The sequence below is a fragment of the Streptomyces sp. NPDC032161 genome (assembly GCF_040636995.1).
GTDB lineage: Bacteria > Actinomycetota > Actinomycetes > Streptomycetales > Streptomycetaceae > Streptomyces.
Window position 1 is genome coordinate 30,603 of the sequence record NZ_JBEZVN010000014.1, and the last position, 25,540, is coordinate 56,142.

Genomic DNA, 25,540 nt, shown 5'->3' on the forward strand with positions numbered 1-25,540 from the left:
GCGAATGATCCGCGTCGCCCCTCTTGCCATGGGGCGGAACATCCTGAATTACTGCTCCAGAAAGATCGACCGAATGATCGGTCGTCTGCTCGGGAGAGGGAGATCCGGATGACGTCTCTGCTGGACTCGGCGGAACGACTGGGCCGGGACGAGCTGGAGGCACTCCAGCTGGAGCGGCTGCGCGCCGCGCTGCGCCACGCGTACGAGAACGTCGGCCACTACCGGGCCGCGTTCGATGCGGCCGGGCTGCGGCCGGACGACTGCCGCACGCTCGCCGATCTCGGCCGCTTCCCCTTCGCGACCAAGGCGGACCTGCGGGACAACTACCCCTTCGGCATGTTCGCCGTCCCAGAGGAACGGGTGCGCAGGATTCACGCGTCGAGCGGGACGACGGGCCGTCCGACCGTCGTCGGCTACACCGAGCGGGACCTGGACACCTGGGCGGACGTGGTCGCCCGCTCGATCCGGGCGGCGGGCGGCCGCCCCGGGTACAAGGTCCATGTGGCGTACGGATACGGGCTGTTCACCGGCGGTCTGGGGGCGCACTACGGGGCGGAACGGCTCGGCTGCACGGTCATCCCCGCCTCCGGCGGCATGACGGCACGTCAGGTGCAGCTGATCCAGGACTTCCGGCCCGACATCATCATGGTGACGCCGTCGTACATGCTGACGCTGCTCGACGAGTTCGAGCGGCAGGGCGTGGATCCGCGCACGACCTCCCTGAAGGCGGGAATCTTCGGCGCCGAGCCGTGGACGGAGGGGATGCGGCACGAGATCGAGGAGCGGTTCGCGATCGACGCGGTCGACATCTACGGGCTGTCGGAGGTCATGGGCCCCGGTGTGGCGCAGGAGTGCGTGGAGACCAAGGACGGGCTGCACATCTGGGAGGACCACTTCTATCCGGAGATCGTCGACCCGTTCACCGGGGAGGTCCTGCCGGACGGTGAGGAGGGCGAGCTGGTCTTCACCTCGCTCACCAAGGAGGCCATGCCGGTGATCCGCTACCGGACGAGGGACCTGACCCGGCTGCTGCCCGGCACGGCGCGGGTGTTCCGGCGGATGGAGAAGGTGACCGGGCGCAGCGACGACCTGGTGATCCTGCGCGGCGTGAACCTCTTCCCGACCCAGGTCGAGGAGATCGTGCTGCGGACGCCGGGCGTCGCGCCGCACTTCCAGCTGCGGCTGACCCGCGAGGGCCGCCTCGACTCCCTGACCGTACGGGCGGAGGCCCGGGCCGGGGCCACCCCCGAGCAACGGAGGGCCGCCGAGGAGTCGATCGCGACCGCGGTCAAGGACGGGATCGGGGTCTCGGTGGGGGTCGAGATCGTGGATCCCGAGACGCTGGAGCGGTCGGTGGGCAAGTTCCGGCGGATCGTGGACGAACGCGGCGGGCGGTAGCGGGTCGGCGGGGACGGCGCGGCCCCGCCGACCCCGCCGAGGGTCCGTACCGGGCTGTCAGGCGAACCTGTCGCGCAGCTCCCGCTTGAGGATCTTCCCGCTGGCGTTGCGCGGCAGTTCGTCCACGAAGAGGACCTTCTTGGGGGCCTTGAAGCGGGCGAGCCGTTCGCGGGCGTGGTCGATGAGCTCGGCCTCCGTCGCCTCGCCCCGCAGGACGACCACGGCCGTCACCGCCTCGATCCAGCGCTCGTCGGGCAGTCCGACGACGGCGGCCTCGGCGACGGCGGGATGGGTGTAGAGCGCGTCCTCGACCTGGCGGGAGGCGACGAGGACACCGCCCGAGTTGATGACGTCCTTGACCCGGTCGACGACCGTGAAGAAGCCGTCCGCGTCGCGCACGGCGAGGTCGCCGGAGTGGAACCAGCCGTCGTGGAACGCCGCCGCGCTCTCCTCGGGCTTGTCCCAGTAGCCCTCGCACAACTGCGGTGAGCGGTAGACGACTTCGCCGGGCGTGCCGTCGGGCACCTCCTTGCCGTCCTCGTCGACGACCCGGGCCTCGACGAACAGGACGGGCCTGCCGCAGGAGTCCATCCGGCCCTCGTGCTCGTCCGGTCCCAGGACCATGGCGAGCGGCCCGATCTCGCTCTGCCCGAAGCAGTTGTGGAACGCGAGGCCGGGCAGCCGCTCGCGGAGCCGTTCCAGCACGGGTACGGGCATGATCGACGCACCGTAGTACGCCTTGCGCAGTCCACCGAGTTCCCGGGTGGCGAACCCGGGGTGCCGGGAGATGCCGATCCAGACGGTGGGCGGGGCGAAGAGGCTGTCCGCCCGGCCCGCCTCGACCAGGTCGAAGATCGTGTCCACGTCGGGGGCGTCGAGGACGACGTTGCTCGCGCCGACGGCGAGGTAGGGCAGCAGGAAGACGTGCATCTGCGCGGAGTGGTAGAGCGGCAGCGAGTGGACGGGCCGGTCGGTGGCGCGCAGGCCGAGCGCCGTGATCGCGCTGACGTACTCGTGGACGAGGGCGCCGTGGGTCATCATGGCGCCCTTGGGGAGCGCGGTGGTGCCCGAGGTGTAGAGGAGCTGGACCAGGTCCCCGGCTTCCGGTTCGCGGTCCGGGGTGAAGGGGCGCGGTGCGGCGAGGGCGTCGAGGAGGGAGCCCGGTGCGTCGCGCAGCGCGCGTACGGCGAAGGCGTCCGGGACCCGGTCGGCGAGGTCCGGGTCGGCGAGCACGAGGGCGGTGCCGGACTGTTCCAGGATGTACGTGAGGTCGTCACCCGTGAGGTTCTGGTTGACGGGGACGTGGACCAGGCCCGCGCGGGCGCAGGCGAGGAAGGCGATCAGGTACGCGTCGGAGTTGTGCGCGTAGCAGGCGACCCGGTCGCCCGCGCTCAGCCGGTGCTCCCCGGTGAGGACCGCCGCCGCCGTGCTCACGGCGGTGTCGAGTTCCGCGTAGGTCCAGGTCCGCCGTGCGTATGCGAGGGCGGTGCGCCCGGGGGTGCGGCGTGCGCTGCGGGCCACGACACCGTCGACTGTGCTGCTCCGTACACCTGTCATGGCGTGATCCTGTGCGGCCGGATCCCTGCGGTCAAGGGGTGGGACGACGCAAGGGGAGGTCACGGGGTGCGGACAGGGGTCCGCTCAGGCACCGGCGGCCCGTTTGCCGACCGCTCGGACGCGACGGACCGGGAGCGGTGCCCCCTGAGGGCTGTCCCGTAATCCCTGGCGGGCGCACGACGACAGCTACGGCACCTCGCCGCGTTGTCGGAACGCCCGCATACATCCAGTATGCGGGCGCCCCTCCGCCTTGCGACGCACCGCATCCGACGCCGCGCGCCGATCCACCAGGGATTACGGGACAGACCTTCGCACGCACCGCGGACAGTGTCAGAGGACCAGCGCCAGCACGGTCGCCGTGACCGCGGCGAACACCGCTCCCGCGCCGGTCACCAGGGCCCTGAGATGGAGCATGCCGAACGACGGGGAGCGGGTCGTCGCCGTCAGCGGGTCGTGCGCGCTGTAGTGCACCGTCAGGAAGTCGCCCTCGGCCGGTTCGGTGCGTCCCTGGCGCTCCTCGAAGCTCACCGTCCGGCCGTCGGCGGTGCGGAACTCCAGGGTCGGACAGACGCGGACGAACGGCACTCCGTCCGCGTCCTGCGCCTCCTCGGTGCGCACACGCGTGCACCGCGCGTCGGCAGTGAGCCCGTCCTTCCACGCGGCCCGCAGCCGAGGCCCGTGGAGCTGCCGGTCCAGCCCCCCGGCGAAGGCGGCGGCCGCCCCCAGGGCGGCGAGAAAATACACGACGGCGACGACCACGGCTCCCCCGGAATGCTGACGGCCCTTCCGGGCGCCGGTCCCGCCCGGAAGTCGAACTCCCGTATGGACGCCATGATCCCGTGCCCACCGCCCGGTCGGCAAGGGGCGATCGTGACGGCAGGTCAGCCTCCAGGGCGACTCAAGACGCGGCCGACTCCCCTGTAATCAAACAGGTTTCACGACTTTCGTGGGCTTCCCCAGGCACCAGTCCAATGACAATCTTGTCCCGTCCGCATGACCACTGGGGGGTTTGTGACATCTGCACAGAGCAACGACCAGCGCCTGCTCGACCGCATCCTGGATGATCAGCGTCGACGTCTCGCTCCACATCAAGGACGAGACGACTTCTTTACCTTCTTTGCCGCTGACAAGGCGCTACAGGACTGGGATCTCGACAACGACGAGATCACGGACGGCATCGTGGACGGGGCACACGACTGCGGAATCGACGGTATCTGGTCCTTCGTCGATGGCCGCTACGTCACCGCCGATGCCCACCAGTATCTGAATTCCCGGGCGAGTACGATCGAGTTGGTCATTCTGCAGGCGAAGACCTCACCCGGCTACCAGGAAACGGTGTTCGAAAAGTTGCACTTCCATCTCCCCGCGCTGCTCGACATGGGCCGCGACGAGGACGAACTCATCGCGCACACCAACGCGAAACTGATGGATCGCACACGTCGCTTTCTACAGGTCCTTGAGGAACTTGCCTCCTCGTTCCCCCAGGTTCGGGTGAAGGTGATCTATGCAAGCAAAGCAGCGGAAAAGCCTCACCCCAACGTCAAGGCCAAAGGTGACCGACTGCGCCGAGAGCTGGCAAAAATCACATCCGACTCCGAGGCGACTATCGAGTACCTGAGCGCCGCGGACCTGCGCGAGCGAACCGCCCGAGGGGCGAAGGCGGTCGCACAACTCGTCTTCTCCGAGACACCGATGAGTACGTCTCTCGGCGAAGGCTATGTCTGTCTGGCCCGCCTGGACGAGTACTACCGGTTCATCACCTCTGAAAACGAGGCGCTACGACTGGAGTTGTTCGAATCAAATGTGAGGGACTACGCCGGCTCCACGGCAGTGAACACAGCCATCGGCGACACGCTGAAGTCCGGGACGCGTGAGGACTTCTGGTGGTTCAACAACGGTGTCACCGTCGTTGCCGATGCCGCCCAGATCGCGGGGAAGAAGATCGTGATCAAGGACCCACAGATCGTCAACGGACTTCAGAGCAGTCACGAGGTCTATCGCTACTTCCAAGGGGGTGGGCAACACCTCGACAGGTCACTGCTGGTCAAGATCGTCGTTGCGCCCGAGTCCGGTACCACTCGTGACCGAATCATCCGGGCCACCAACAGCCAGACACAGCTGCCGGCCGGGGCGCTGCGGGCCACAGAACCGATCCAGAAAGATATCGAGGAAAGCCTCAACCATGGAGGTGGCTACTACTACGAACGCCGAGCAGGTTATTACCGAAATCTCGGCTTTCGTCTCGACCAAGTCGTCAGCATGACCCGACTCGCACGTGAGTTCACCGCATTTGCACTGCGGGAGCCTCACACCGCGCTACGCCACTCGGAGGCCCTGCTCCTGGACGACAAGCACTACGGGCAGATCTTCTCTCCTCGTAACGACCTCGACCTGTACCGTCTCACGCTCGACGTCCACACGCGCCTGCGCCGGTTTCTCATCCAATACTCCGAAGACCGCCCCCTCCTCGGCGAAACGGTGGAGAACTGGCTCTATCCTCTCGCTGGCGTCTGCGCATACACGCTCACCCGCCTTCGCCGCCCCTCCCCGCGAGACCTGCTCAACATCGACCTCGACCACCTCAACACCGACCTCATGGGGCGCATGACCGGTGTTCTCGAACAGAACTTCAAGTCCGCCCTGCGCACCAGCAAGGCCGGTGGCGTCGACCGTATCGCCCGGAGTCCGGAGTTCACCAGCCGACTCCGGCAGTCCGTCATCTCACAGACTCGCTTTCACATCGAGCGCTGAGGCTCGTTCCGGAGGTCTCAGGTGAGCCGGGGCGAGCGCGTCGGCACAGGTGCGCTCGTCCCGCCGGTCATCAGTTTCCTTGCTCCGACGGAGACAGCGCATTCGGGCGCCCCTCCCAGTACGGGTCGCGCAGTCGCCGTTTGTACAGCTTGCCGTTGGGGTCGCGGGGCATCGCCGCGATGAAGTCGATGCTCCGGGGAAGCTTGTACCCGGCGAGGCGCTGCTCGCAGTGGAGCAGGATCCCGGCCGCGAGCGCGTCGCCGGGCTCGTGTCCCGGGGCCGGTTCGACCACGGCCTTGACCGCCTCGCCCCAGCCGGGGTGGGGAATGCCGAAGACGGCCGCGTCCGCGACGGCGGGGTGCGCGAGGAGGGCGCCCTCGATCTCGGCGGGGTAGATGTTGACCCCGCCGGAGATGATCATGTCGATCTTGCGGTCGCGGAGGAAGAGGTAGCCCTCCTCGTCGAGGACGCCGAGGTCGCCGACGGTGAAGAAGTCGCCGACGCGGTTCTTCTCCGTCTTCGCCTCGTCCTTGTGGTAGCGGAAGCCGCCGGTGTTCATCCTCATGTAGACGGTGCCCAGTTCGCCGGGCGGCAGGCGGTTGCCGTCGTCGTCCAGGACGGCGAGTTCGCTGATCGGCCAGGCCCTGCCGACGGTGCCGGGCTTCTTCAGCCAGTCCTCGGCGGTCGCGAAGGCTCCGCCGCCCTCGCTGGCCGCGTAGTACTCCTCGACACACCTCCCCCACCACTCGATCATGGCCCGCTTGACGTGGTCCGGGCAGGGTGCGGCGCCGTGGACGGCATGACGCATGGAGGTGACGTCGTGGCGCCCCTTCACCTCGTCGGGGAGGGCGAGGAGGCGGTGGAACTGGGTCGGCACCATGTGGGTGTGGGTGCATCGGTGGGTGTCGATCAGCCGCAGCATCTCCTCGGGCGCCCACTTGTCCATCAGGACGAGCCGGTGCCCGATGTGGAGGGACGCGGCGGCGAACTGGAGGACGGCCGTGTGGTAGAGCGGCGAGCACACCAGATGGACGTTGTCGTCGAAGGGCCGGATGCCGAAGATGCCGAGGAAGCCGCCGAGGTGGCTCTCCTCGGGGAGCCTGCCGGGGAGCGGGCGGCGGATGCCGCGCGGCCGGCCGGTGGTACCGGAGGTGTAGTTCATGACCCAGCCGAGGGTGCGGTCCTCGGGTGGCGTGCCGGGCTGCCCGTCGAGCAGTTCGCCGTACGGGCGGAAGCCGTCGACCGCGCCCACGGCGTAGCGGCGGCCGGCCGGGAACCCCGCCTCGTCGGCGGCGGCGATCGCGGCGGGGGCGAAGCGTTCGTGTGCGATCAGGACCTTGGCGCCGGAGTCGGAGACGATCCAGGCGATCTCGGGTCCGACGAAGTGGTGGTTGACGGGGACGAGGTAGAGGCCCGCCTGGGCGGCGGCGAGGTAGGCGGTGAAGAACTCGACGCCGTTGGGCAGGACGACCGCGAAGGCGTCGCCGCGCCGCAGCCCGGCCGCGCGCAGTCCGTGGACCAGACGGTTGGCCGCGGCGTGCAGCCGTCCGGCCGTCCAGTCCTCGCCGTCGGGGGCGGTCAGGACCCTGCGTCCCGGGTCGGCCGCGGCCTGGGCCCAGAAGCCGTTGGGCGGGGGGTTCATGAGGCACTCCGTCCGGCGATGCGGTTGATCCGGTCGACGGCGCGTTCGAAGCCGCGGGTCAGGTCGTCGAAAACGGCGCGCACGCCGCGTTCGCGGGTCATCCGGCCCACGATCTGTCCGACGGGGGTCCCGAGCAGCGCGCCGGTCTCGTACTTCTGGATGCGGGAGAGCGCCTCGGCGACCAGCAGCCCCTGGAGCGGCATGGGCAGGGCGCCCGGGCCCGAGGGGTCGTCCCAGGCGTCGGTCCACTCGGTGCGGAGCTGGCGGGCGGGTTTGCCGGTGAGGGCGCGGGAGCGGACGGTGTCGCCGGATCCCGCGGCGAGGAGCTTGCGGGTCAGGGCCGGGGAGTGGAGGTCGGCCTCCTCGGTGGTCAGCCAGATCGAGCCGAGCCAGACACCCTGGGCGCCGAGGGCGAGTCCGGCGGCGATCTGCTCGCCGCTGCCGATACCGCCCGCGGCGAGGACCGGGAGCGGACCCACGGCGTCGACCACGTCCGGGACCAGGACCATGGAGGCGATCTCGCCGGTGTGGCCGCCGGCCTCGTAGCCCTGGGCGACGACGATGTCGATGCCCGCGTCCGCGTGGTGGCGGGCGTGCCGGGCACTGCCGGCGAGCGCGGCGACGAGGACGCCTTGGTCGTGGGCGCGCCGGATCACGTCGGCGGGCGGTGAGCCGAGGGCGTTGGCGAGCAGCTTGATGGGGTAGTCGAAGGCGACGTCGAGCTGGGTGCGGGCGACGTCCTCCATCCACCCCGTGATCCGCCAGCCGGACGCCTCGCCCTCGGCGAGTTCCGGCACGCCGTGCTCGGCCAGGGTGTCCCGGACGAACTGCCGGTGCCCGTCCGGGATCATCGCCTCGACATCGGCCTCGGTCACGCCCTCGACCTTCCTGGCGGGCATGACGACATCGAGACCGTACGGCTTGCCGTCGGTGTGTTCCTGCATCCAGTCGAGATCGCGCGCGAGGTCTCCGGGGGCGGTGTAGCGGACCGCGCCGAGTACGCCGAAACCTCCGGCCCGGGTGATGGCGGCGGCCACCGCGGGGAACGGCGTGAAGCCGAAGATGGCGTGCTCGACTCCCAGTTTCTTGCTCAGCTCCGTCTCCATGGGGCGCAGGATGCCGCAGCCGGACGGCCGAAGGAAGAGATTTTCTGATGCTTCGTCAGATTCTTTGTGACGCCGGGGACCTCCGTGACGGCGGGGGTGACAGTACTCTCTGCGACGGAAAGAAGTTTCATCATCGGGCACGATTTCGAAAGTTACTTTCGCGCGGCGGGAAGGGGTTCCGGATGACCGAGGACACGACCGGCAGCAGAGGGATCAGCCGACGCAGGCTGGGCGGTGGGATGCTGGCCCTGGGCGGGGCACTCGCCCTGGCGCCGATTCCGTTCGCGGAACGCGCGTCGGCCATGGAGTCGGGAGCGGAGTCGTCGGGTATGCGCGCGGGATCCGGGACGGGCACGGTGCCCGGGCGCGCCCGCCCGACACTGCGGCGCGGATCCGCCGTCCGCGCCGGTCTTTCGCCGGAGCACCTGGACCAACTGGTCGCGGACGCGGAGAAATTCCTGGAGCCCTCCCCCGCGCACCCCTGGTACGCCGGTGCGGTGCTGCTCGCCGGACGCGGCGGCACGGTGGCGCTGCACCGGCCGATCGGCAAGGCCGTGCGCTACTCCGCGTACGACGAGAAGACCGACACGGGGGTCGAGTTCCCGCCCGACCGGCAGATCGACATGGCCGAGGACACGGTCTTCGACCTGGCGTCGGTGTCCAAGCTGTTCACCTCGATCCTGGCCGTGCAGCAGATCGAGCGCGGAACACTGGAGCTGGAGGCGAGGGTCGCCGCGTACCTGCCCGACTTCGCCCGCGCCGGGAAGCAGGACATCACGATCCGTCAGCTGCTCACGCACACCTCGGGGTTCCGCTCGTGGATCCCGCTGTACAAGGCGCCGACGCGCGAGGGGCAGCTGGAGCTGCTGTGGAACGAGGCGCCGGCCAACGCGCCCGGCACGGTCTACCTCTACTCCGACCTGAACCTGATCTCGCTGCAACTGGTGCTGGAGAGGATCACCGGCCGCGCGCTGGACGTCCTGCTCCGTGAGAAGATCACCGCTCCCCTCGGGATGCACCGCACGCGGTACAACCCTCCGGCCTCCTGGAGGCCGCGGATCGCGGCGACGGAGGACGCCCGGCTCCCGTGGTCCGGCCTCGACCGAGGGCTGGTCTGGGGCGAGGTGCACGACGAGAACGCGTACGGCCTGGGCGGCGTCGCGGGGCACGCCGGGGTCTTCTCCTGCGCCTGGGACCTCGCGGTCCTCGCCCGCACCCTGCTCAACGGCGGGGCCTACGGCCGGGCGAGGATCCTGTCCGAAGCCTCGGTGGACCTGCTGTTCACGGACTTCAACACCGCGTTCCCCGGCGATGCGCACGGGCTCGGGTTCGAGCTCTACCAGCACTGGTACATGGGCGCGATGGCGACCCCGCGCACGGCCGGGCACACCGGCTTCACCGGCACCTGCCTGGTCCTGGACCCGACGACCGACTCGTTCCTGATCGTTCTCGGCAACTCGGTTCATCCGGTTCGTAGTTGGCGTTCCGGCAGCGCGCCGCGCGTCGCCGCCGCCAACCGGATGGCGCGGGCCGTCCCGGTCCGTCCGGTCCGGGGCCGCACGGCGTGGTTCTCGGGGATGGCGAGCGCCGCCACCGCCACGCTGACCCTGCCCGCGCTGCGCCTCGCCTCGTCGCGGGCCCGGCTGACGTCGGCCCTGTGGTGGGACACCGAGCCCGGGTCCGACTTCGTCCTTCTGGAGGCATCCGCGGACGCGGGTGCTACCTGGCAGCCGGTGCCGTTCACCACCTCGCCGCTCCACGGGCCCGGCCGCCCGGAGCCCGAACCCCGGCCGACGGGTTCGGTCTCCGGCTGGTCCGGCCGGATCTGGCACCGGCTCGACGCCGGCCTCGCCGCATGGCGCGGCCAGGAGGTGCGGCTGCGCTGGCGGTACACCACGGACCAGCTGTACGTCGGACGCGGGGTGTACGTGGACGCGATCCGGGTCGAGGACGGCGGGCGGACGGTCTTCGACGAGAGCCGGCCCGCCGACACGGCGCGGATCGAGGCGGTGGGGTGGACCGCCTCGGCGGACTGAGCGGGACGAACCGGAGGTACGGCCGCGGCGGGCCGGGGCGGCGCGGCCGTGCCGTTGAAGGCCGGTCCGCCGCCGGCACGGTCACAGCGATCGGACGGCGAGGGCCGTGATCAGGACACTGGAGGCCAGCGCGGTGACGAGCTGCCCGCGTCGGCTCGTCACCACCCGGCCGAGCAGCGCTCCCCCGCCCGCGAGCAGGAGTTGCCAACTCGCCGACGCGAGGAAGGCGGCGAGCACGAACACGGCCCGCTCCGGATGCCCGGCCTCGGCAGTGGTACGGCTTCCGAGCACGAGCGCCGCGAAATAGACGACGGTGGCCGGGTTCATCAGGGTGATCCCGAACAGCAGCAGGTACGACCGTCCCGGACCGGCGGGCTCCGCGCCGACCGGGGACGCCGCCCGGCGCCCCCGGTACCGCGCGATCGCCGTCACGCCGCCATGGACGGCCAGCGCGATCAGCACCAGCACGGACGCCGCACGCAGCGTCGGCATGACCGGTGCGAGGACCGCCGCGAGCGAGGAACCTCCCAACACGGCGGCAGCCGCGTAGAGACCGTCGGCGGTGGCGACGCCCAGGGCGGCGCAGGCTCCCGTCCGCAGCGACGTCCGGGCGGTGAGGCCGACCAGATGGCTCCCGACCGCCCCGACGGGAACGGCGATGCCGAACCCGGCCAGAAGACCCGCGACCAGCGCGGCGGTCATGGGCGCGCGACAGCCGGTCTCCGCCGTCGCCCGGACCGCTGTCGGTCCCGCACCGGACAGGCGGCGGAGGTGGACGGCGACAGCACGGTGGTCGGTGTCATGGGCAGATGGTCGAGCCGTGCGGCGCCCCGGGCAAGGCATTTTCGTCCTCGCCGTGCCCGGGCGGTCCGGCACCCGGCGACCGGACGACCCGGCGCCCGGGCGATGGAAGAATGCCCCGATGACCACATCACCGCAGGACTGGACGCGCGTCCGGCGGCTCGACGCCTCTCGCCTCTCCGAGGAGCTGTACGCGCGGACGGGCCTGAGGCCGACCGTGGAGGGGCCCTGCCCGGGCGGCGAGGTGGGTGCCGCGTACGTGCGATGGCCGGACGGTCGCCGGTCCGTGCTGAAGTGGCGTCCGGACACCCGGATCGAGGAGCTGCGGGCGGGCGCCCTGGCGGTGTGCGAGGTGCTGCGCGCGCACGGATATCCCTGCCCGTCGACGGAGTTGGCGCTCCAGGTGGGCCATGCCTCGGTTCTGGTCCAGGAATTGCTGCCGGGCGCGCCGGTGGACCGCCTCGACCACGAAGGGCTGGACCGGGCGCTCGCCCTCAACGAGGCGCAGGCGGGACTGCTGGCCCCTCGTGCGGACATTCCCCCGATGCCGTTGTATCTGCTCGACGACGGTCCCGGCTACTGTCTTCACGAGCCGCTGCGCCGGCACGGCCGACGCAGCCGCGACCTGGAGCGCCGGATCGCGGCGCTCGGCGCCGACCGTCCTCGGCTGCTGACCGGCCGGGACGTCGTGCACCACGACTTCCACCACGGCAACCTGCTGTGCACCGGCGGCTTCGTCACCGGTGTCATCGACTGGGACGGCGCCTGCCGGGGAGACCGCCGGTTCGACCTGGTCACGCTGCGTTTCGGGCTGCACGCGTCCGAACAGGTGCCGGGGGTCGCGGACCGCCTCGACGACATTCTGGACGGCCTGCCCGAGGACGTCCTGCGGGTCTCCTGGGCGCACATGAGTCTGCGGATGGTCGACTGGGCCATCAGGCACTTCGCCCCGGGCGATGTCGGACACTGGATCGATCTGGCCGAGCGACGCCTGTGAGGCAGCACGTCCGTCGGGGGCCGCCCTCCGCCGCCCCGTCGGGGTCTCCCGCGACGGGGCCGGAGATCGCATCGGTGCGGTAGGCCCCCGTGGTGCTCGGTGGCGGCAAGGCGGATACGGGCGGGCGGCATGGCGCCGGGCGGGAATCGCACGGTGCGACGGCCCGCGAGGCGGGTGTTCCCGGCCCCCGCGGTACCGGGCGGGACGACGGCGCGAGCGCCGCGGACGCGCGGACCGCACCCCGGTTCGCCCCCTTGCGCGTTCCCGCCTTCCGCCGCTTCGTGCTCGCGAGCCTCGTATCGGCCACCGGGTCCGCGATGGCTCCCCTCGCCCTCGCGTACGCGGTGATCGGGCAGGGCGGAACCGGATCGCTCGGCGTCGTGCTGGCCACGAACTCCCTGCCGACGATCGTCCCCACCGTCGTGTGCGGCGTGCTCGCCGACCGGCTGTCGCGCAGTCGGATCCTGTTCCTGGGCAACCTCCTGGCCGCGATCCAGCCCCGAGCATCACTCAGCGCTACATGTCCGCTCGCCGTAGCTATACGAGAACGGGGCCGAGTCCGGAGTGTCCTGTCGCACTGAGCCTCGGCCGTCATTCACTCGAGGCGTTTGACAGCGAACCCAGTCGATCAGGCTTCCTTGTCAGCGAACCTGGTCGCTCTTCGGCCCGATGCCTTTGATCCTGGTCGGAGTTCCGTCCGGGGCGAACGAGTGGTGGAAGGTGAAGGCGTGCGGCGCGGAGCCGTGGTCGTGGAGGTGCTCCAGCCTGGAAACCCCGTCCTGCCAGGTGGGTACCACGCCGTCGGAGACCCACCAGAACACGTAACCCGGGTGTCCTGTCCTCTCGAACCAGTCGTAACGCCTGTTCAGCGCCTCACGGTGCAGGCCGGTGTAGATGGCGTCGAAGGCGGGGCGCAGGTCGGTCCAGAGTGAGAGGGTCGCGGCCAGGGCGATGGTTTCCACCGTACGGCCCTTGCCGTACCAGGCCGGTACGGCGAACTCTCCCCATGCACCCCAGTCCAAGTCGAAGTGTGTGCCCCGGTCGCCGTCTGCCGCTTCCGCACGAGCGAGGTATCCGGGGTGCTGACCGATCTTCCGGTAGATGGCCTCAGCGCTGTCGTGGAACTGGCGCGTGAGAGGTGCGGGACCGGCGAGAGGTGACTTCAGAACGCCGAATGTGTACAGAGCAAGATGGGGCAAGTTTCTCTCCCTGGTTGGGGGTGCCTGGTGGGGACCCGGTTCGGTGGCTTGCGCATGGGGGTCGAGGATTCGTGGGGTGACCAACTCATCCCGTCGCAGGTGGCTCAGCCTGAAGGAACCCCTGTGCGACCGTGGGCGACCGCCGAAGACCAGGTGAAGGTAGCTGCCTCCGCGGGCCATGTCGAAGTTGCGTTTTCCCTGTCCAAGTGGCCTCTTGCGGGGCGACGCCAGCGGCGTCGACCGGGTTGGATGACACAGCGACTGGGTTCGCTATCAAAGGACAAGCGACGGCGTTTGCCCTGTGCACGAGCCCTCTCGCCCGCCCACGTCCACCTCTGCGCGCGACATCAGCTCTGGATCCGCTCCACTCATGACGTCCGCTCGGCGTCCTACCGGAAGTCATCGAGGCCCAGCGACGACTCGACCGGCTCGACCGCCGTCAACGGCAGACGAGGCGAGCCCTCGACCTGGCGCGGAAGATCGTCGAGGACTGGTCCACCTCCGGAATGCCGATCGACCTCGGGAGAGAGTGGGCCGATCGCCTTGACCGGGTCGAAGCACTCGCTGTCAGCAAGAAGACCGCGGCTGAGGACCGCAGCCACCTCGCGGCGTTCCCCGAGATCGTGGTGCTGACGCACCTGATCCTCGACCCGCCCACAACCGCCTTCGACCCCAAAGAGCTCTACCTGGCGACGACCGCCGAGCTGAGCCGACGATTCGCGCGGATCTGTACCACCCTCGGAACCCAGGACCCCCTCCACCGGAGGTTCTGCCTCTACCGAGATCGCGACTTCCGCGAAAGCCAGGTCGCCTGAGAACTCCGGGCCGCCGTCTTCTCAAACGACCTGGCATCCCAGCAGGTCAACGGCTCGCTGTCTGACACATGCACTTCGACAGGACAGGAGACCACCTTCCGGGTGCCGCTGCGGTGACGAGCCGTTGTTCCGCGTGTACTTCACCGAAGTGGCCGCGCTCGCCGACCGGAGGGCGGTCCGACACGGATCCGAGGAGTCGAAGGTCCTCCAGCGCGAGCGTGTGTCTCCAGGTCACCGGGGGATTCCTGAAATCTCCCGGCGGACCGACGGCATCGGGCCGTACCGGTTCCGTCGGCCCGGGTGGCGGTCTCACCTGTCCCGACCCCCGACGAAGGCCGCGCCCCTGGTGCCTGACGGACGGTACGCGCTCCTCCGGCCGCGTGCGCGGATCGGGCCCGGACTCCGGACTCCGGTAGGTCTACTCGGGCGGCTCGATCGTCACCGGTTCGCCCAGATCGTAGAAGCGCTGCGTGGTCGTGGTCATCACGCCGCCTGCTCTGGACTCGGCCTGCCCGCCGTAAGGCGTGAAGTCGTCCCCGAACCACAGGATGTGCTCCCGCACGTCCGCGCCCAGGAACGTGTACGGCTTCTTGTTCACGATCCGCCACGCCTCGACGTCCTCCCCGTTGTCCAGGGAGATCACGGGCCGTTCCCGCTCCACGGTCCACTCCGGCGCCGACGCGATCATCTGGGCCGTCACCGCCGGATCGGCGAGCGCGCGATAGAGCTTCCCCGTGGCGGCCACCACCCGCTCCTGCGGGTCGGTGCTGTTCTCGTCCCCCTTGACCCACTTGCCGAGCCCCGGGGTCTTGATCCACTCGTCGTCGCCCTTGAAGACGTACGCGTTCTCCCCCTCCGGTCCCGTCATCGAACCGGACAGCGCGGGCTCGTCCCCGAAGACGAACTGCGAGGTCCCCGACTCGTCCCCCGACTGCACGGACTCCGTACCCGATCCGTACGCCTTCAACGCGGCCACCAGACACTTCGACAGGGCCGAACCGGCGAAGGTCGCGTCGCCCCTGAGCTGGAGCCCGCCGCACTCGGCCGGGGTGGTGAACGCCGGGGACGACGACGCCTTCGGGCTGCCGCTCTCGTGCGCGGGCCGGTCGGACGACGATTCTGTCCGCGTCGGCTCGGCCGACCCGTCCGACGAGGAGCATCCGGCCAGGGTGCCGACAGCGAGGAGAGTTCCTATGCACACATACCGGCGCAGGCGTCTGGGTCTCATGTTGTTCGAACTCCACTGGTCATGGATGGCCTGCGGCCGCAGGCCACCTTGGGCTCTCGCGGGTGAATCCGCCGCCCCGCGCCCCTGGTGGCAAAGGTGTTCGCCCCACGGGCCGCGGGGGCGGGCCCTCGTATCCTCATGGCCGGGGCGCCCGCTCCCTCCTGCTTGCCGGACCGTCAGCCGTGCGGGCAGGCACGGTCGCCGCACCTCGGAATCCTTGCGACGAGCAAGCGGCTCTCAGGCCGATGCCAGAACACGGTCGAGCGCCGTCCGGCCTGCGGGGGCCCAGGTCGGCTTCCCGCCGGGCAGGCTCCAAGGAGCGGCCATCGGTCTGGTGAGTGTCCGGCCGCGGTCAGTCTTCGGTGCCGTCGTCGTCCTCGTCGAGCCCAAGCGTGCCCGGGTCTCGCAGTGGCCCGAGGCCGCCACCGACCGGGGTGGACGCGGTGAGGCTGTAGCGGCCGAGCCCGTTCAGGTTGCGGTGCTTGAGCGGCGAGAGCCGGCCCTCGTCCTCGTCGCGGATTTCGTGGCCCTCGGCGCGGAGCCGGCCGACGGCGGCGCCGAGGTAGCGGGTGGTCCGCGGCACGACGGCGTTGAGGACCAGGCCGAGTGCGCCGAGCTGGTCCTCCATCCCGTCCCGGTACGCCTGGTGGATGGTGCCGCGCTTGCCGTGACACACACCCCTCGCGAGCTTGTGGCGGGATTCCTGCACGGTGAGCTGCCGGTTCATCCGACGGCGGTAGGTGTCGTCGACGGGGTCGACCACGGGGCGCATGGGCGCGATGAACGGGGTCGGGGAACGCGTGGCGGTCCCGCTGGGCTACCCCCGCGTCCGGCGCGCACCGCCTCACGACGGACTCCGGGAGCCGGCCGTGACGGCGCCCCGCGACGAGCCGCCCGCCACCGCCCGCCCGCCACCGGCCGGTTCCGGAACGGCGGCGGGGCCCGGCACGGTGGCCGGCCGGGGCGGGACGTCGGACCCGGCGGCCGGCGCCGGGACCGGGGCCGTCGACTCCCGTACCACCAGCCTCGGCCGGATCAGCAGTGACCGCCCTGCCGCCGGGGCCGAGTCGATCCGCGCCCGCAGTTGCTGGAACGTCTCCGCGGCCATCTCCGGAAGCGGCTGACGGACGGTCGTGAGCGGCGGCTCGAAGAGGTCGGCCAGGAGGATGTCGTCGAAGCCGACCACGGAGACGTCCCGCCCCGCGCTCAGCCCGGCGTCCTTGGCACCGCGGCAGATGCCGATCGCGCACATGTCGTTGATGGCGACGAAGGCGGTGGGCGGTCGCGGGCCGCCGAGGAGCTCACGGGCCGCGTTGCGCCCGAGCTCGGCCGCGTCCTTGTCGCCGAACTCGGTGGTGTCGGCGCCGGGCCAGACGATCGCGTCCGCCGGGTCGAGGCCGGCCGACTCCAGGGCGGCGCGAAAGCCGAGCAGTCGCGCGGTGCGGTTGACGCTGTGGACCGAACCGGACACGAACGCCAGCCGCCGGTGGCCGAGTTCCAGGAGGTGGCGGGTGGCGATCTCCGCGCCCATCGCGTTGTCGACGCTGATGGAGGCCAGCGACGGCGGGTCGCCCGCCTGTGCCGTGCGGTCGAACGCGACCATCTTCAGCCCCCGGCCGAGCAGCGGCGTCATGTGGTCGAGCGAGGGCAGCGAGGAGCACAGCACCACGCCGCTTACCCCGTCCGCGAGCAGTTCCTCCCCGTACTTCAGCTCCCGGGCCGGGTCCCGCTCGCTGTTGCAGAGCAGTACGTGGTAGCCCTCGGCGAGCGCGATCGCCTCCAGCTCACGGGCGAGCGCCCCCCAGAACGGGTTGGCGACGGACGGGACGATGAGCCCGATGACCTTGATGCGTCCCGTGCGCAGCATGCGGGCCGCGCGGTTGGGCCGGTAGCCGAGCCGCTCGATCGCCTGCTCCACCCGGGCCAGGGTGGCCGCCTGCATGCGGTCCGTGCGCCCGTTGAGGACGTTGGACACCGTGCTCGCGGAGACCCCTGCGGCCTCCGCGACCTGATGAATCGTTACCCCGCTCATGCCACCTCCGGTTCGGAACACGTCTGCCGCAGCAGTGTATCGATTTACCTGACTCCGTTCACCGGTACACCGTTCAACACCCTAGAAAAATTCATGTGCATCAGCTGTTGACGTCCCTCTTGACTCATTCCTAGCATCACTGCATCGATTTACCAGCGCTTCTCAGCCATGGCCGGGTTGTCATCCCTGTTGCCATCGCTGGATCGATCCACAGTCTCCACCTCAAAAGGGGTGTCCCATGGAACTCACAAGACGGTCGGTGCTCGCCGCCATCGGCGCCGGTACCGCTGCCGCCGCCCTCGGCGCCTGCGGTACCGGCACTTCGACGGCCGGCTCCGCCGACGGCCCCGCCGAGGGCGAGATCAGGCTGCTCACCCCGATCTTCGAGGGCGCCGACGGCAAGAAGCAGCTGGAGAAGGAGATCCTCGGCAGCTTCCGGAAGAAGTACCCGGACGTCGAGGTGAACGTGGACTACACCACGTACGCGCAGCTCAACGAGAAGATCACCACCGGTCTGGCGGGCGGTCTGCTGCCCGACGTCCTGATGATGGGCGTCGGCTGGATCCCGCCGTTCGCGGCGAAGAAGGCGATCGCCGAACTGCCCGAGAAGCTCGCCACCGCGCACGACTACGAGAAGCGGGTCCTGGAGCCCTCCCGGTACGACGGCAGGCTGTACGCGCTCCCGGTGGTGCTGGACACCCGCATCGTCGTCTACCGCAAGGACCACTTCGCCGCGGCGGGCATCAGGAAGACCCCGGCGAACTGGGCCGAACTGCGCGCCGTGGCCAAGCAGCTCACGAAGGGCGGACGGATCGGGTTCGACCCCTTCTCCATCGACCTGCGCCAGTGCTGGGAGACGTTCCTGTTCGCTAACGGCGGTGAACTGTTCGGCGCGGACGGCAGGAAGGTGTTGTTCACCGACGCCCGGGGGGTCGAGGCGCTGCAGTTCTTCAAGGACCTGATCGAGGACGGCTCCGCCGACTACGCCAGGAAGACGGACGCCGGTGCCCCGACCAACGTGCAGACCGGTGAGGCGTCGATGATGATGACGACCAGCGCCCTGTGGAACCAGGTCAAGGACCAGACACCGGATCTGATCGAGAACGACCTGCTCGGCGCGTTCGTCCTCGCCAACCGCAGGCCGGCGATGCTCCAGGGCGGCACACTGGTCACCCAGTCCGCGAGCTCGAAGCATCCGGCGGCGGCCCGTGCGCTCGTCGAGCACCTCGCGACCCCCGATTCCATCCTGGGCGCGGCCCGTCAGCGGGGCTCGGTGCCCGGGCTCAAGGACCTCAACGACTCCGGATACGTGAAGGAGAACGAGTTCGTCGACCTCTCGCTGCGGAGCATGGGCGACGCCTGTTCCGAGGGCGGCACCCCCGCCTGGATGGAGATCCGCGAGAAGATCAAGCCCACGCTGGAGCCCGCGATCGTGGGCCGCCAGTCCGCGAAGGACGCCATCGCGGAACTCGGCCGGCTCGCCGAGGCCGCCATCGGCCGGATGTGAGGGCCCGTCACCGTGGGAACGACATCCGTACTCAAGGCGCGGCCCGCGCGCCCTCCCGCCCCGGCCGGGCGCACGGCCCCGAAGCGGGCCGCCACTGACCGGCGGCCCGCGGGGCCGGGGCGACGCAGGAGGCGCGCCGGTCTGCTGATGGTGGCGCCCGCGCTGCTGCACGCCTCGCTCTGGATCGGCCTGCCCGTCGTCGCGTCGGTGGTCCTGGCCTTCACGGAGTACGACGTGCTGACCGCGCCGCGGTTCGCCGGTCTGGACAACTTCCGCGAGATGCTGGACGACGCGGTGTTCCGCAAGTCCGTCGTCAACACGGTCGTCTACACGTTCTTCACCGTGCCCTTCGGCATGGCGCTGGGACTGCTCCTGGCCCTCGCGCTGCACACCGGTCTGAGGGCGCGCGGTTTCTTCCGCACCGCGGTCTTCCTTCCGCAGGTGACGGCGACCGTCGCGATCGCGCTGGTCTGGCTGTGGATCTACAACCCGGGCAACGGGCTGCTCAACACGCTCCTCTCGTTCCTCGGGATCGACGGCCCGGCGTGGCTGTCGTCGACCTCGTGGGCCATGCCCTCGGTGATCCTGGTCGGCATCTGGCAGGGCATCGGCATGAAGATGCTGATCTACCTGGCCGCGCTGCAGTCGCTGCCGAAGGAGCTGTACGAGGCGGCTTCGGTGGACGGCGCGTCGAAGGTGCGGCAGTTCTTCTCGATCACGCTGCCGCTGCTGAAGCCCGCGACGTTCTTCGTGCTCATCACGTCGATGATCAGCGCGTTCCAGTCCTTCGACCAGATCTACATCCTCACCGACGGCGGTCCCGCCAACAGCACCACGATGATGACGTACGAGATCTACAAGTCCGCCTTCCGGGAGTTCCGCGTCGGCTACGCCTGCGCGCAGTCGCTGGTGCTGTTCGTGCTGCTGATGGGCTTCACCCTGGTCAACCGGCGGATCATGGGAGGCACCCGTGGCCACAACTGACCCGCCGGCGCCGGGGATCGCGGGGAAGGGACGGATCCGGGCGGCCCGCAGGCGGCCGACGGCCGGCCGGGTCGCGCTGTACGTGACGCTCACCGCCGTCTCGCTGCTGATGGTGGTGCCGTTCGTCTGGATGGTGCTCACCTCGCTCAAGTCACCCGTGGAGATCGCCTCGCGGGACGCCGGACTGCTGCCGGAGCACTGGAAGTTCGGGAACTACCTCGACGCGCTGAAGGCGGCACCGTTCGCGACGTACGCGCGCAACAGCCTCGTCATCGCGATCAGCCACACCGTCCTCAACGTGGTGGTGGCGTCGATGGCCGGGTACGCGCTGGCGCGGATCAGGTTCCGGGGCGGCGAGGTCATCTTCTACCTCTTCATCGCCGCGCTGATGATCCCGACGTACACGAAGGTGCTCCCCGAGTTCCTGATCGTCCGCTTCATGCCGCTGGCCGGCGGGAACGACATCCTCGGCCAGGGCGGCAGCGGCTGGCTGGACTCCTGGTGGGCGCTCATCGTCCCCGGCGCCGTCACCCCGTTCGCGGTCTTCCTCTTCCGCCAGTTCTACCTCGACCTTCCGGTGGAGCTGGAGGAGGCGGCCAGGCTCGACGGTCTGGGCGAGTTCCGGATCTACGCGAGGATCATGACGCCGCAGGTCAAGCCCGCCCTCACCACCGTGGCGCTGCTGACCTTCGAGTCGTCGTGGAACAACTTCCTCTGGCCGCTGCTGGTGACCCGCACGGACAGCCTGCGGGTGATCCAGGTGGGGCTCTCCGTCTTCAAGACGGAGAACGGCCCCCAGTGGCACTTCCTGATGGCCGGCACCACGCTGGCCACCCTTCCCATGGTCATCCTCTTCCTCATCGGCCAGCGCTATTTCGTGCAGGGCTTCGCAACCGCCGGCCTCAAGTGACCGGTACCGGTCGGATACGACCGGATATCGAAAGGTTCTTACTCCATGTCTGCTGATCTCCACGGCTCCCGCGCACTGGTGACCGGTGCGGGGCACGGCATCGGCCGCGCCATCGCCGTCGCCCTCGCCGAGGCCGGCGCCGATGTCGTCGTGCACTACCACTCCTCCGCCGAGCAGGCCGCGGCGACGGTGTCGGCGATCGAGGCGCTGGGCCGCAGGGCGAAGGCGCTGCCGGCCGATGTCACCGTCACCGAGGACGTGGACCGGCTCGTCGAGGAGGCGGCCGGATTCCTCGGCGGCCTGGACGTGCTGGTCTGCAACGCGGGCCATCTGATCGGCCGGGCCACGATCGCCGAGATGTCCGACGACCACTTCGATCGCGTCCTGTCCACCAACCTGACGTCGACGTTCCGCACCGTCCGGGCCGCCCTGCCGCATCTGACGAAGTCCGCGGCGGGACGCGTCATCACCATGTCCTCGCTGGCGGCGCACAACGGCGGCGGCCCCGGTTCGGTGGCGTACGCGGCGGCCAAGGCCGGTGTCCGCGGCTTCACCAAGGGCCTGGCCAAGGAGCTCGCCGGAACCGGCATCACCGTCAACACCGTCGCCCCGGGCTTCATCAAGGGCACCGCCTTCCACGACACGTTCACCGCCCCCGAGGCCCAGCAGGCGATGGAGGCGGGCATCCCGGTCGGACGGGCCGGCACCCCCGAGGACGTGGCCGCCGCCGTGGTGCATCTGGCGTCACCGTCGTCCGGCTTCCTCACCGCGACCACGGTGGACATCGACGGCGGGGCGTGGCCGCGGTGAAGCGGATCCCCCGGGAGCGGGGCGGCTGGTGGCACGCGTACGTCTGCCCGGCGCACGGCGTGGAGCTGGATCACGGCGATGTGCTCTCCGGGGTCTTCCCCGAGGGCGGAGCGCGGTGCGCGTACGGCTGCCGGGTGGACGACGAGGCGGTGCGCGGCGCCTGGCTGGTGCTGTCGCACCAGGCGTGGGCGCGACACCTGCGGGTGCTCGCCCACCGCGGCGAGCACGCCCGGGCCCTGGCCGGGCTCGTCGAGTACGCCGCGCTGTACGCGGAACTCGCCACCGAACGGCACGGCGAGGCACAGAGCTGGATGCTGCGCGGCCGGCTCTTCCACCAGGCGCTGACCGACGCCATCTGGGCGGTCACCGTCGGGCACACCGTGACCACGCTCGCCGAGGCGTCCGTCGACGGCCTGCACAGTGTGCTGCCGCTCCTGGACGACCTGGAACGGTCGGCGCTCGACGCCCGGGGCGTGCTGACCGGTCAGGGGCATCTCGCCTCCAACTACACCGCGTGGCTGAACGCGGCGGGCGCGGCGGCGAGCCGGGCCGCCGACGCGGTCCGGGGCCGGGAGTGGGGCGGCGCCGAGCGGTGGCTGGAGGGCGAGGACGGGCTGTACGCGCATCTGCGGGCGGCGGTCGCCGACGACGGCTGGGAGTGGGAGGGCAGCACCTACTACCACGGGTTCGTGCTGCGGGCCGCGCTGCTGGCGCTGCGCGGCACCGATCCCGCGGCCGTTCCGAAGGACGTGCTGGAGGTGCTGGCGGGGATGACGGACGTGCTGGCGGCGATCGCCACGCCGGGCGGCCTCCTGCCCGCCCTGCACGACGGCCCGTACCTGCGTGCCCCGCTCGCCCTGGAATGGCTCGAACTGGCCGCACTGGCCGGGCAGTTGTTCCCCTCCCCCGCACTGGACGCGGTGGCCGGGCGGGCCCGCGAGGAGCTCGGCGCGCACGACGACGGCCTCGACCGCGAGCTGGGCGGCTGGTTCGCCGGTCCCCCGCTGCCGGAACGCGCGGCGCCGGAGCCGGTCACGGTGTTCCCCGTGGCCGGATACGCGGTACTGCGCCACGCGGGCATCCACGCCCTGCTGGACTTCGGCCCGCACGGCGGCTCGCACGGACACCGCGACAAGCTGTCGCTGTACCTGTACGGGGACACCACCCCGTGGCAGCCGGACCCCGGCCAGGTCCCCTACGCCCATGCCGAGTTCCGCGACCTCTACGCGTCGACGGCTGCGCATCCCGCGTTCCGCGCGGACGACGGCGAACAGGCCGAGTGCGCGGGGAGGCTGCTGCGCGCGGACGGTGCGTCGGTCACCGCCGAGGTGACGGCGGCGTACGAGGGCGTGCGCGCCGTGCGGAAGCTCGTGCTGGGCGGCGGCTTCCTGGTCGACCTGCTGACCGTGGCCGCCGAGGACGAGCGGCGCCTGTCCGCGCAGCTGCGTCCCGGGGTGGCGCTGGACGTCCAGGTCCAGGGCACCGGCCCGGTGCGCACCACCTGGTACGGGGACGAGACCCTGCACGGCTGGCACACCCACACCCCGGGCCGGCCGGTGCGGCCGGTCGCCCGGCCGGGGCCGGGGACGGCCGACGATCCGCAACGCGTGCGCACCCGGGTCGACTTCACGGCCGTCGCGGACCGGGTCACGTTCGCCTCGGTGTACCAGGCGGCCTCGGCGGGTCCGGCCGTGACCGACGTACGGCTCGACGGCGACGGACTGCTGACGGTCGTGCTGGCGGACGGCACCGCCGAACGGTTCCGGACGGAGGACTGACCCTTGCTGCTCTCGGCGACCCCGCCGCCCGGCCCGCGTCCCGCGCGCGAGGCACGGCTGTTCGAGGAGGCCGCCCGCCACCGCGGGCTGACTCCGCCGCGCGACCACCCGCTGGCCAGCGTCACCTGGCTGGGCCCGGCGGCCTGCAATCCGGCGCTGGCCTTCCGGGTCGGCGGCGATCCGGCCCATCTGGCGGAGAGCGCGCGCTGGATCGAGGCCGCGGTGCGGTTCCCGCACTGGGGCCGGGCCCACATGCCGGACCACGACCTGGACGCGGGCTGGCTGCTGCACCATCTCTCGCTCGCGTACCGGTGGATCGGTGACGACCTGCCGGACGGGCTGCGGGCGCTGCTGCGGTACAAGCTGCTGCTCCAGGGGCGGCGCCTGTACGAGTACGCGGTGGCGAGCGAGGGCGGCTGGTGGTCGTCGTCGTACTGGCAGAACCACAACTGGATCTGTTACGCGGGCCTGGCGACGGCCGGTTACGTGCTGGGAAAGGAGGAGTGGACCGAGCGTGCCAAGGCCAATCTGGGTACGGTCCTCGATCTGCTGCCGGACGACGGTTCGCACGCCGAGGGGGTGGTCTACTGGCGTTACGGGGTGCCGTTCCTCGCCATCCATCTGGACCTCCTCCAGGAGGCGGAGGGCATCGACTGGTGGGGGCGGGGCGGTTTCCTCTCCCGCACCTTCCGCTACCGGCTGCACCAAGCGGCCCCGGGCTTCGCGTTCAACGTCGACCACGGGGACTGCCACGACCGCCGCAGCGGCCACAGCGCCGCCCTCTACTACCGTCTCGCGGCCCAGTACGGCATCCCCGAGGCGCAGTGGCTGGGTGATCTCGTCTCGGGCGAACTGCTGTGGCAGGAGGCCGCGGAGAGCGGGGTGCGGCCGGGCATCCTGCCGGAGGCGTACCTGGAACACCTCTGGTACGACCCGTCCGTGCCCGGTGCCCGCCCCACCGCCACGCGGGCGTTCTTCCCGGACCTCGGTCTGCTCGCGGCCCGTACCGGCTGGGACGAGGACGCCACGCTCGTCTCGTTCAAGGCGAGCCCCGGTGGTGGCCACAAGGCGTGGGAGACCTCGGCCGGGCACCGGGCGGAGCGGGGCTGGGAGACCCTGAACCAGGGGCACCACCACCCCGATTCGGGCTCGTTCGTACTGATCTCGCAGGGTGAGTTCCTCGCGGTCGACGAGGGCTACAGCAACCGCAAGCGGGCCGCGCACCACAACCTGCTGCTGGTCGACGGGCAGGGGTACGCGGACGAGGACCGCTACCACGTGTACCGGGACATCCCGTACGAGCGGCAGGCCCGGCAGCGCGACGTGCTCGTCGACGAGGAGCACGGATGGGCGCACGCCACGGCGGAGATCGCCGCGATGTACGACCCGGCGCTGGGGGTGCGGCGGCTGGACCGGACGCTGGTGTTCACCCCGTCGGGGCGGTTGGTGCTGCTGGACCTGGCCGAGGCGGACTCGGAGCGGGAGTGGACGTTCCTGCTCCAGACCGACCGGCCGACCGAGCCGCTGCCGGACGGCGGCAGGCTCGTCCGGTCCGGCGCGGCGCGGGCGACGGTGCGTCAGTTCTCCTCGCCCGAGAGCTCGTTCGTGTCCGAGGTCACGGAGGTCGAGGCCAATCCGACGTCCAGCACCCCGGAGTTGCGCCTCACGCGCACTCTGCACACGTCGCGCACCACGACGGCCCGCTCGTCGCACGGCCTCTTCCTCACCGCGATCGTCCCGGGCGCGGCACCGGCCGCCGTCGAACGCGTGGCGTGCGCGCGGGGCGAGGGGGTGGTCTGCGACGGGGAGACCGTGCTCCTGTCCCCCGCCGCGCGGCGCATCCGGACCGACACCGTCGTGGCCGACGCGGCGGCGGTGCTGCTCGCCGACGGGGCGCCCGCGTACGTGGTGGCGGCCACCCGGCTGGAGCTCGCGGGCCGGGTGCTGCTGGACGTGCCGGAGCCGTACACGGGAAAGGTGGGCTGAGTC

At 70.7% G+C, this 25,540-nt stretch carries 19 protein-coding genes and 2 pseudogenes; 12 read left to right on the forward strand and 9 right to left on the reverse strand.

Annotation, left to right across the window (positions count from 1 at the left end):
* Positions 1 to 108: 108 nt before the first annotated feature.
* Positions 109 to 1,398, forward strand: a complete 1,290-nt coding sequence (gene paaK / locus AB0E67_RS22810) for a phenylacetate--CoA ligase PaaK (protein WP_362029768.1) — start codon at positions 109 to 111, stop codon at positions 1,396 to 1,398.
* A gap of 57 nt (positions 1,399 to 1,455) precedes the next feature.
* On the opposite strand, the gene AB0E67_RS22815 is transcribed toward paaK, so the two are convergent.
* Together AB0E67_RS22815 and AB0E67_RS22820 are read right to left on the reverse strand one after the other, a co-directional pair.
* A complete protein-coding gene (locus tag AB0E67_RS22815; RefSeq protein ID WP_362029770.1) occupies positions 1,456 to 2,955 on the reverse strand; it encodes an acyl-CoA synthetase in 1,500 nt (499 codons plus the stop codon).
* A 330-nt stretch (positions 2,956 to 3,285) separates the two neighbouring features.
* Positions 3,286 to 3,714: a DUF3592 domain-containing protein gene (locus AB0E67_RS22820; RefSeq protein WP_362029773.1), complete on the reverse strand. Its 429-nt coding sequence runs from the start codon at positions 3,712 to 3,714 to the stop codon at positions 3,286 to 3,288.
* A 234-nt stretch (positions 3,715 to 3,948) separates the two neighbouring features.
* On the opposite strand from AB0E67_RS22820, the gene AB0E67_RS22825 reads away from it, so the two are divergent.
* A complete protein-coding gene (locus AB0E67_RS22825; protein WP_362029775.1) occupies positions 3,949 to 5,706 on the forward strand; it encodes an AIPR family protein in 1,758 nt (585 codons plus the stop codon).
* A gap of 70 nt (positions 5,707 to 5,776) precedes the next feature.
* Here the strand turns inward: AB0E67_RS22825 and AB0E67_RS22830 are convergent, their stop codons facing one another.
* Entirely contained in the window at positions 5,777 to 7,348 is a 1,572-nt protein-coding gene (locus AB0E67_RS22830; RefSeq protein ID WP_362029778.1) for an acyl-CoA synthetase, read from the reverse strand.
* A complete protein-coding gene (locus tag AB0E67_RS22835; RefSeq protein WP_362029781.1) occupies positions 7,345 to 8,454 on the reverse strand; it encodes a nitronate monooxygenase family protein in 1,110 nt (369 codons plus the stop codon). The genes AB0E67_RS22830 and AB0E67_RS22835 overlap by 4 nt, the downstream gene beginning before the upstream one ends.
* Before the next feature lie 182 nt (positions 8,455 to 8,636).
* On the opposite strand from AB0E67_RS22835, the gene AB0E67_RS22840 reads away from it, so the two are divergent.
* Positions 8,637 to 10,490 (forward strand): serine hydrolase, encoded by a 1,854-nt coding sequence (locus AB0E67_RS22840; protein WP_362029784.1) that lies wholly within the window; start codon positions 8,637 to 8,639, stop codon positions 10,488 to 10,490.
* Between the two features lie 81 nt (positions 10,491 to 10,571).
* Here the strand turns inward: AB0E67_RS22840 and AB0E67_RS22845 are convergent, their stop codons facing one another.
* A complete protein-coding gene (locus tag AB0E67_RS22845) occupies positions 10,572 to 11,192 on the reverse strand; it encodes a LysE family transporter (protein WP_362029786.1) in 621 nt (206 codons plus the stop codon).
* A gap of 220 nt (positions 11,193 to 11,412) precedes the next feature.
* Between AB0E67_RS22845 and AB0E67_RS22850 the strand changes: the two genes are divergently transcribed.
* Positions 11,413 to 12,288, forward strand: coding sequence for an aminoglycoside phosphotransferase family protein (locus AB0E67_RS22850; protein ID WP_362029789.1), 876 nt, complete (start codon positions 11,413 to 11,415; stop codon positions 12,286 to 12,288).
* 254 nt (positions 12,289 to 12,542) lie between these two features.
* Positions 12,543 to 12,806, forward strand: a pseudogene (locus tag AB0E67_RS22855) (MFS transporter); the annotation flags it as partial.
* Between the two features lie 123 nt (positions 12,807 to 12,929).
* On the opposite strand, the gene AB0E67_RS22860 reads toward AB0E67_RS22855, so the two are convergent.
* Entirely contained in the window at positions 12,930 to 13,487 is a 558-nt protein-coding gene (locus AB0E67_RS22860; RefSeq protein ID WP_362029792.1) for a DUF3291 domain-containing protein, read from the reverse strand.
* Positions 13,488 to 13,993: 506 nt separating this feature from the next.
* Between AB0E67_RS22860 and AB0E67_RS22865 the strand changes: the two genes are divergently transcribed.
* On the forward strand, positions 13,994 to 14,302 hold the full coding sequence (locus AB0E67_RS22865; protein ID WP_362029795.1) for a hypothetical protein: 309 nt from the start codon (positions 13,994 to 13,996) through the stop codon (positions 14,300 to 14,302).
* A 418-nt stretch (positions 14,303 to 14,720) separates the two neighbouring features.
* On the opposite strand, the gene AB0E67_RS22870 is transcribed toward AB0E67_RS22865, so the two are convergent.
* The 3 genes and pseudogenes from AB0E67_RS22870 to AB0E67_RS22880 all read right to left on the reverse strand — a co-directional run bounded on the left by AB0E67_RS22870 (position 14,721) and on the right by AB0E67_RS22880 (position 17,562).
* On the reverse strand, positions 14,721 to 15,530 hold the full coding sequence (locus AB0E67_RS22870) for a hypothetical protein (protein ID WP_362029798.1): 810 nt from the start codon (positions 15,528 to 15,530) through the stop codon (positions 14,721 to 14,723).
* A gap of 352 nt (positions 15,531 to 15,882) precedes the next feature.
* A pseudogene (locus AB0E67_RS22875) lies at positions 15,883 to 16,293 on the reverse strand (Tn3 family transposase); the annotation flags it as partial.
* Between the two features lie 81 nt (positions 16,294 to 16,374).
* Positions 16,375 to 17,562 (reverse strand): LacI family DNA-binding transcriptional regulator, encoded by a 1,188-nt coding sequence (locus AB0E67_RS22880; protein ID WP_362029801.1) that lies wholly within the window; start codon positions 17,560 to 17,562, stop codon positions 16,375 to 16,377.
* Between the two features lie 238 nt (positions 17,563 to 17,800).
* On the opposite strand from AB0E67_RS22880, the gene AB0E67_RS22885 reads away from it, so the two are divergent.
* From AB0E67_RS22885 to AB0E67_RS22910, 6 genes are read left to right on the forward strand one after another with little or no spacing between them, the layout of a single operon-like run.
* Positions 17,801 to 19,069: an ABC transporter substrate-binding protein gene (locus AB0E67_RS22885; RefSeq protein ID WP_362029803.1), complete on the forward strand. Its 1,269-nt coding sequence runs from the start codon at positions 17,801 to 17,803 to the stop codon at positions 19,067 to 19,069.
* A 12-nt stretch (positions 19,070 to 19,081) separates the two neighbouring features.
* Positions 19,082 to 20,053 carry a sugar ABC transporter permease gene (locus tag AB0E67_RS22890; RefSeq protein WP_362029806.1) on the forward strand — a complete coding sequence of 324 codons (972 nt, stop codon included), beginning with the start codon at positions 19,082 to 19,084 and terminating at the stop codon, positions 20,051 to 20,053.
* Complete coding sequence (locus tag AB0E67_RS22895; protein ID WP_362029809.1) at positions 20,040 to 20,963, forward strand: carbohydrate ABC transporter permease; 924 nt, start codon at positions 20,040 to 20,042, stop codon at positions 20,961 to 20,963. Before AB0E67_RS22890 ends, AB0E67_RS22895 begins: the two co-directional genes overlap by 14 nt.
* Positions 20,964 to 21,008: 45 nt before the next feature.
* A complete protein-coding gene (locus AB0E67_RS22900) occupies positions 21,009 to 21,773 on the forward strand; it encodes an SDR family NAD(P)-dependent oxidoreductase (RefSeq protein WP_362029812.1) in 765 nt (254 codons plus the stop codon).
* Positions 21,770 to 23,551, forward strand: a complete 1,782-nt coding sequence (locus AB0E67_RS22905) for a heparinase II/III family protein (protein ID WP_362029814.1) — start codon at positions 21,770 to 21,772, stop codon at positions 23,549 to 23,551. Before AB0E67_RS22900 ends, AB0E67_RS22905 begins: the two co-directional genes overlap by 4 nt.
* Before the next feature lie 3 nt (positions 23,552 to 23,554).
* Positions 23,555 to 25,537, forward strand: a complete 1,983-nt coding sequence (locus tag AB0E67_RS22910) for a hypothetical protein (RefSeq protein ID WP_362029816.1) — start codon at positions 23,555 to 23,557, stop codon at positions 25,535 to 25,537.
* Positions 25,538 to 25,540: the final 3 nt, after the last annotated feature.

Excerpts from the sequence above, each read along its gene's own strand:
- AB0E67_RS22885 (WP_362029803.1), top strand. The coding sequence starts at position 17,801 with ATGGAACTCACAAGACGGTCGGTGCTCGCCGCCATCGGCGCCGGTACC.
- AB0E67_RS22865 (WP_362029795.1), top strand. The coding sequence starts at position 13,994 with ATGCCGATCGACCTCGGGAGAGAGTGGGCCGATCGCCTTGACCGGGTC.
- paaK (WP_362029768.1), top strand. The coding sequence starts at position 109 with ATGACGTCTCTGCTGGACTCGGCGGAACGACTGGGCCGGGACGAGCTG.
- AB0E67_RS22830 (WP_362029778.1), bottom strand. The coding sequence starts at position 7,348 with ATGAACCCCCCGCCCAACGGCTTCTGGGCCCAGGCCGCGGCCGACCCG.
- AB0E67_RS22840 (WP_362029784.1), top strand. The coding sequence starts at position 8,637 with ATGACCGAGGACACGACCGGCAGCAGAGGGATCAGCCGACGCAGGCTG.
- AB0E67_RS22845 (WP_362029786.1), bottom strand. The coding sequence starts at position 11,192 with ATGACCGCCGCGCTGGTCGCGGGTCTTCTGGCCGGGTTCGGCATCGCC.
- AB0E67_RS22825 (WP_362029775.1), top strand. The coding sequence starts at position 3,949 with ATGACCACTGGGGGGTTTGTGACATCTGCACAGAGCAACGACCAGCGC.
- AB0E67_RS22850 (WP_362029789.1), top strand. The coding sequence starts at position 11,413 with ATGACCACATCACCGCAGGACTGGACGCGCGTCCGGCGGCTCGACGCC.
- AB0E67_RS22835 (WP_362029781.1), bottom strand. The coding sequence starts at position 8,454 with ATGGAGACGGAGCTGAGCAAGAAACTGGGAGTCGAGCACGCCATCTTC.
- AB0E67_RS22815 (WP_362029770.1), bottom strand. The coding sequence starts at position 2,955 with ATGACAGGTGTACGGAGCAGCACAGTCGACGGTGTCGTGGCCCGCAGC.
- AB0E67_RS22900 (WP_362029812.1), top strand. The coding sequence starts at position 21,009 with ATGTCTGCTGATCTCCACGGCTCCCGCGCACTGGTGACCGGTGCGGGG.
- AB0E67_RS22880 (WP_362029801.1), bottom strand. The coding sequence starts at position 17,562 with ATGAGCGGGGTAACGATTCATCAGGTCGCGGAGGCCGCAGGGGTCTCC.
- AB0E67_RS22870 (WP_362029798.1), bottom strand. The coding sequence starts at position 15,530 with ATGAGACCCAGACGCCTGCGCCGGTATGTGTGCATAGGAACTCTCCTC.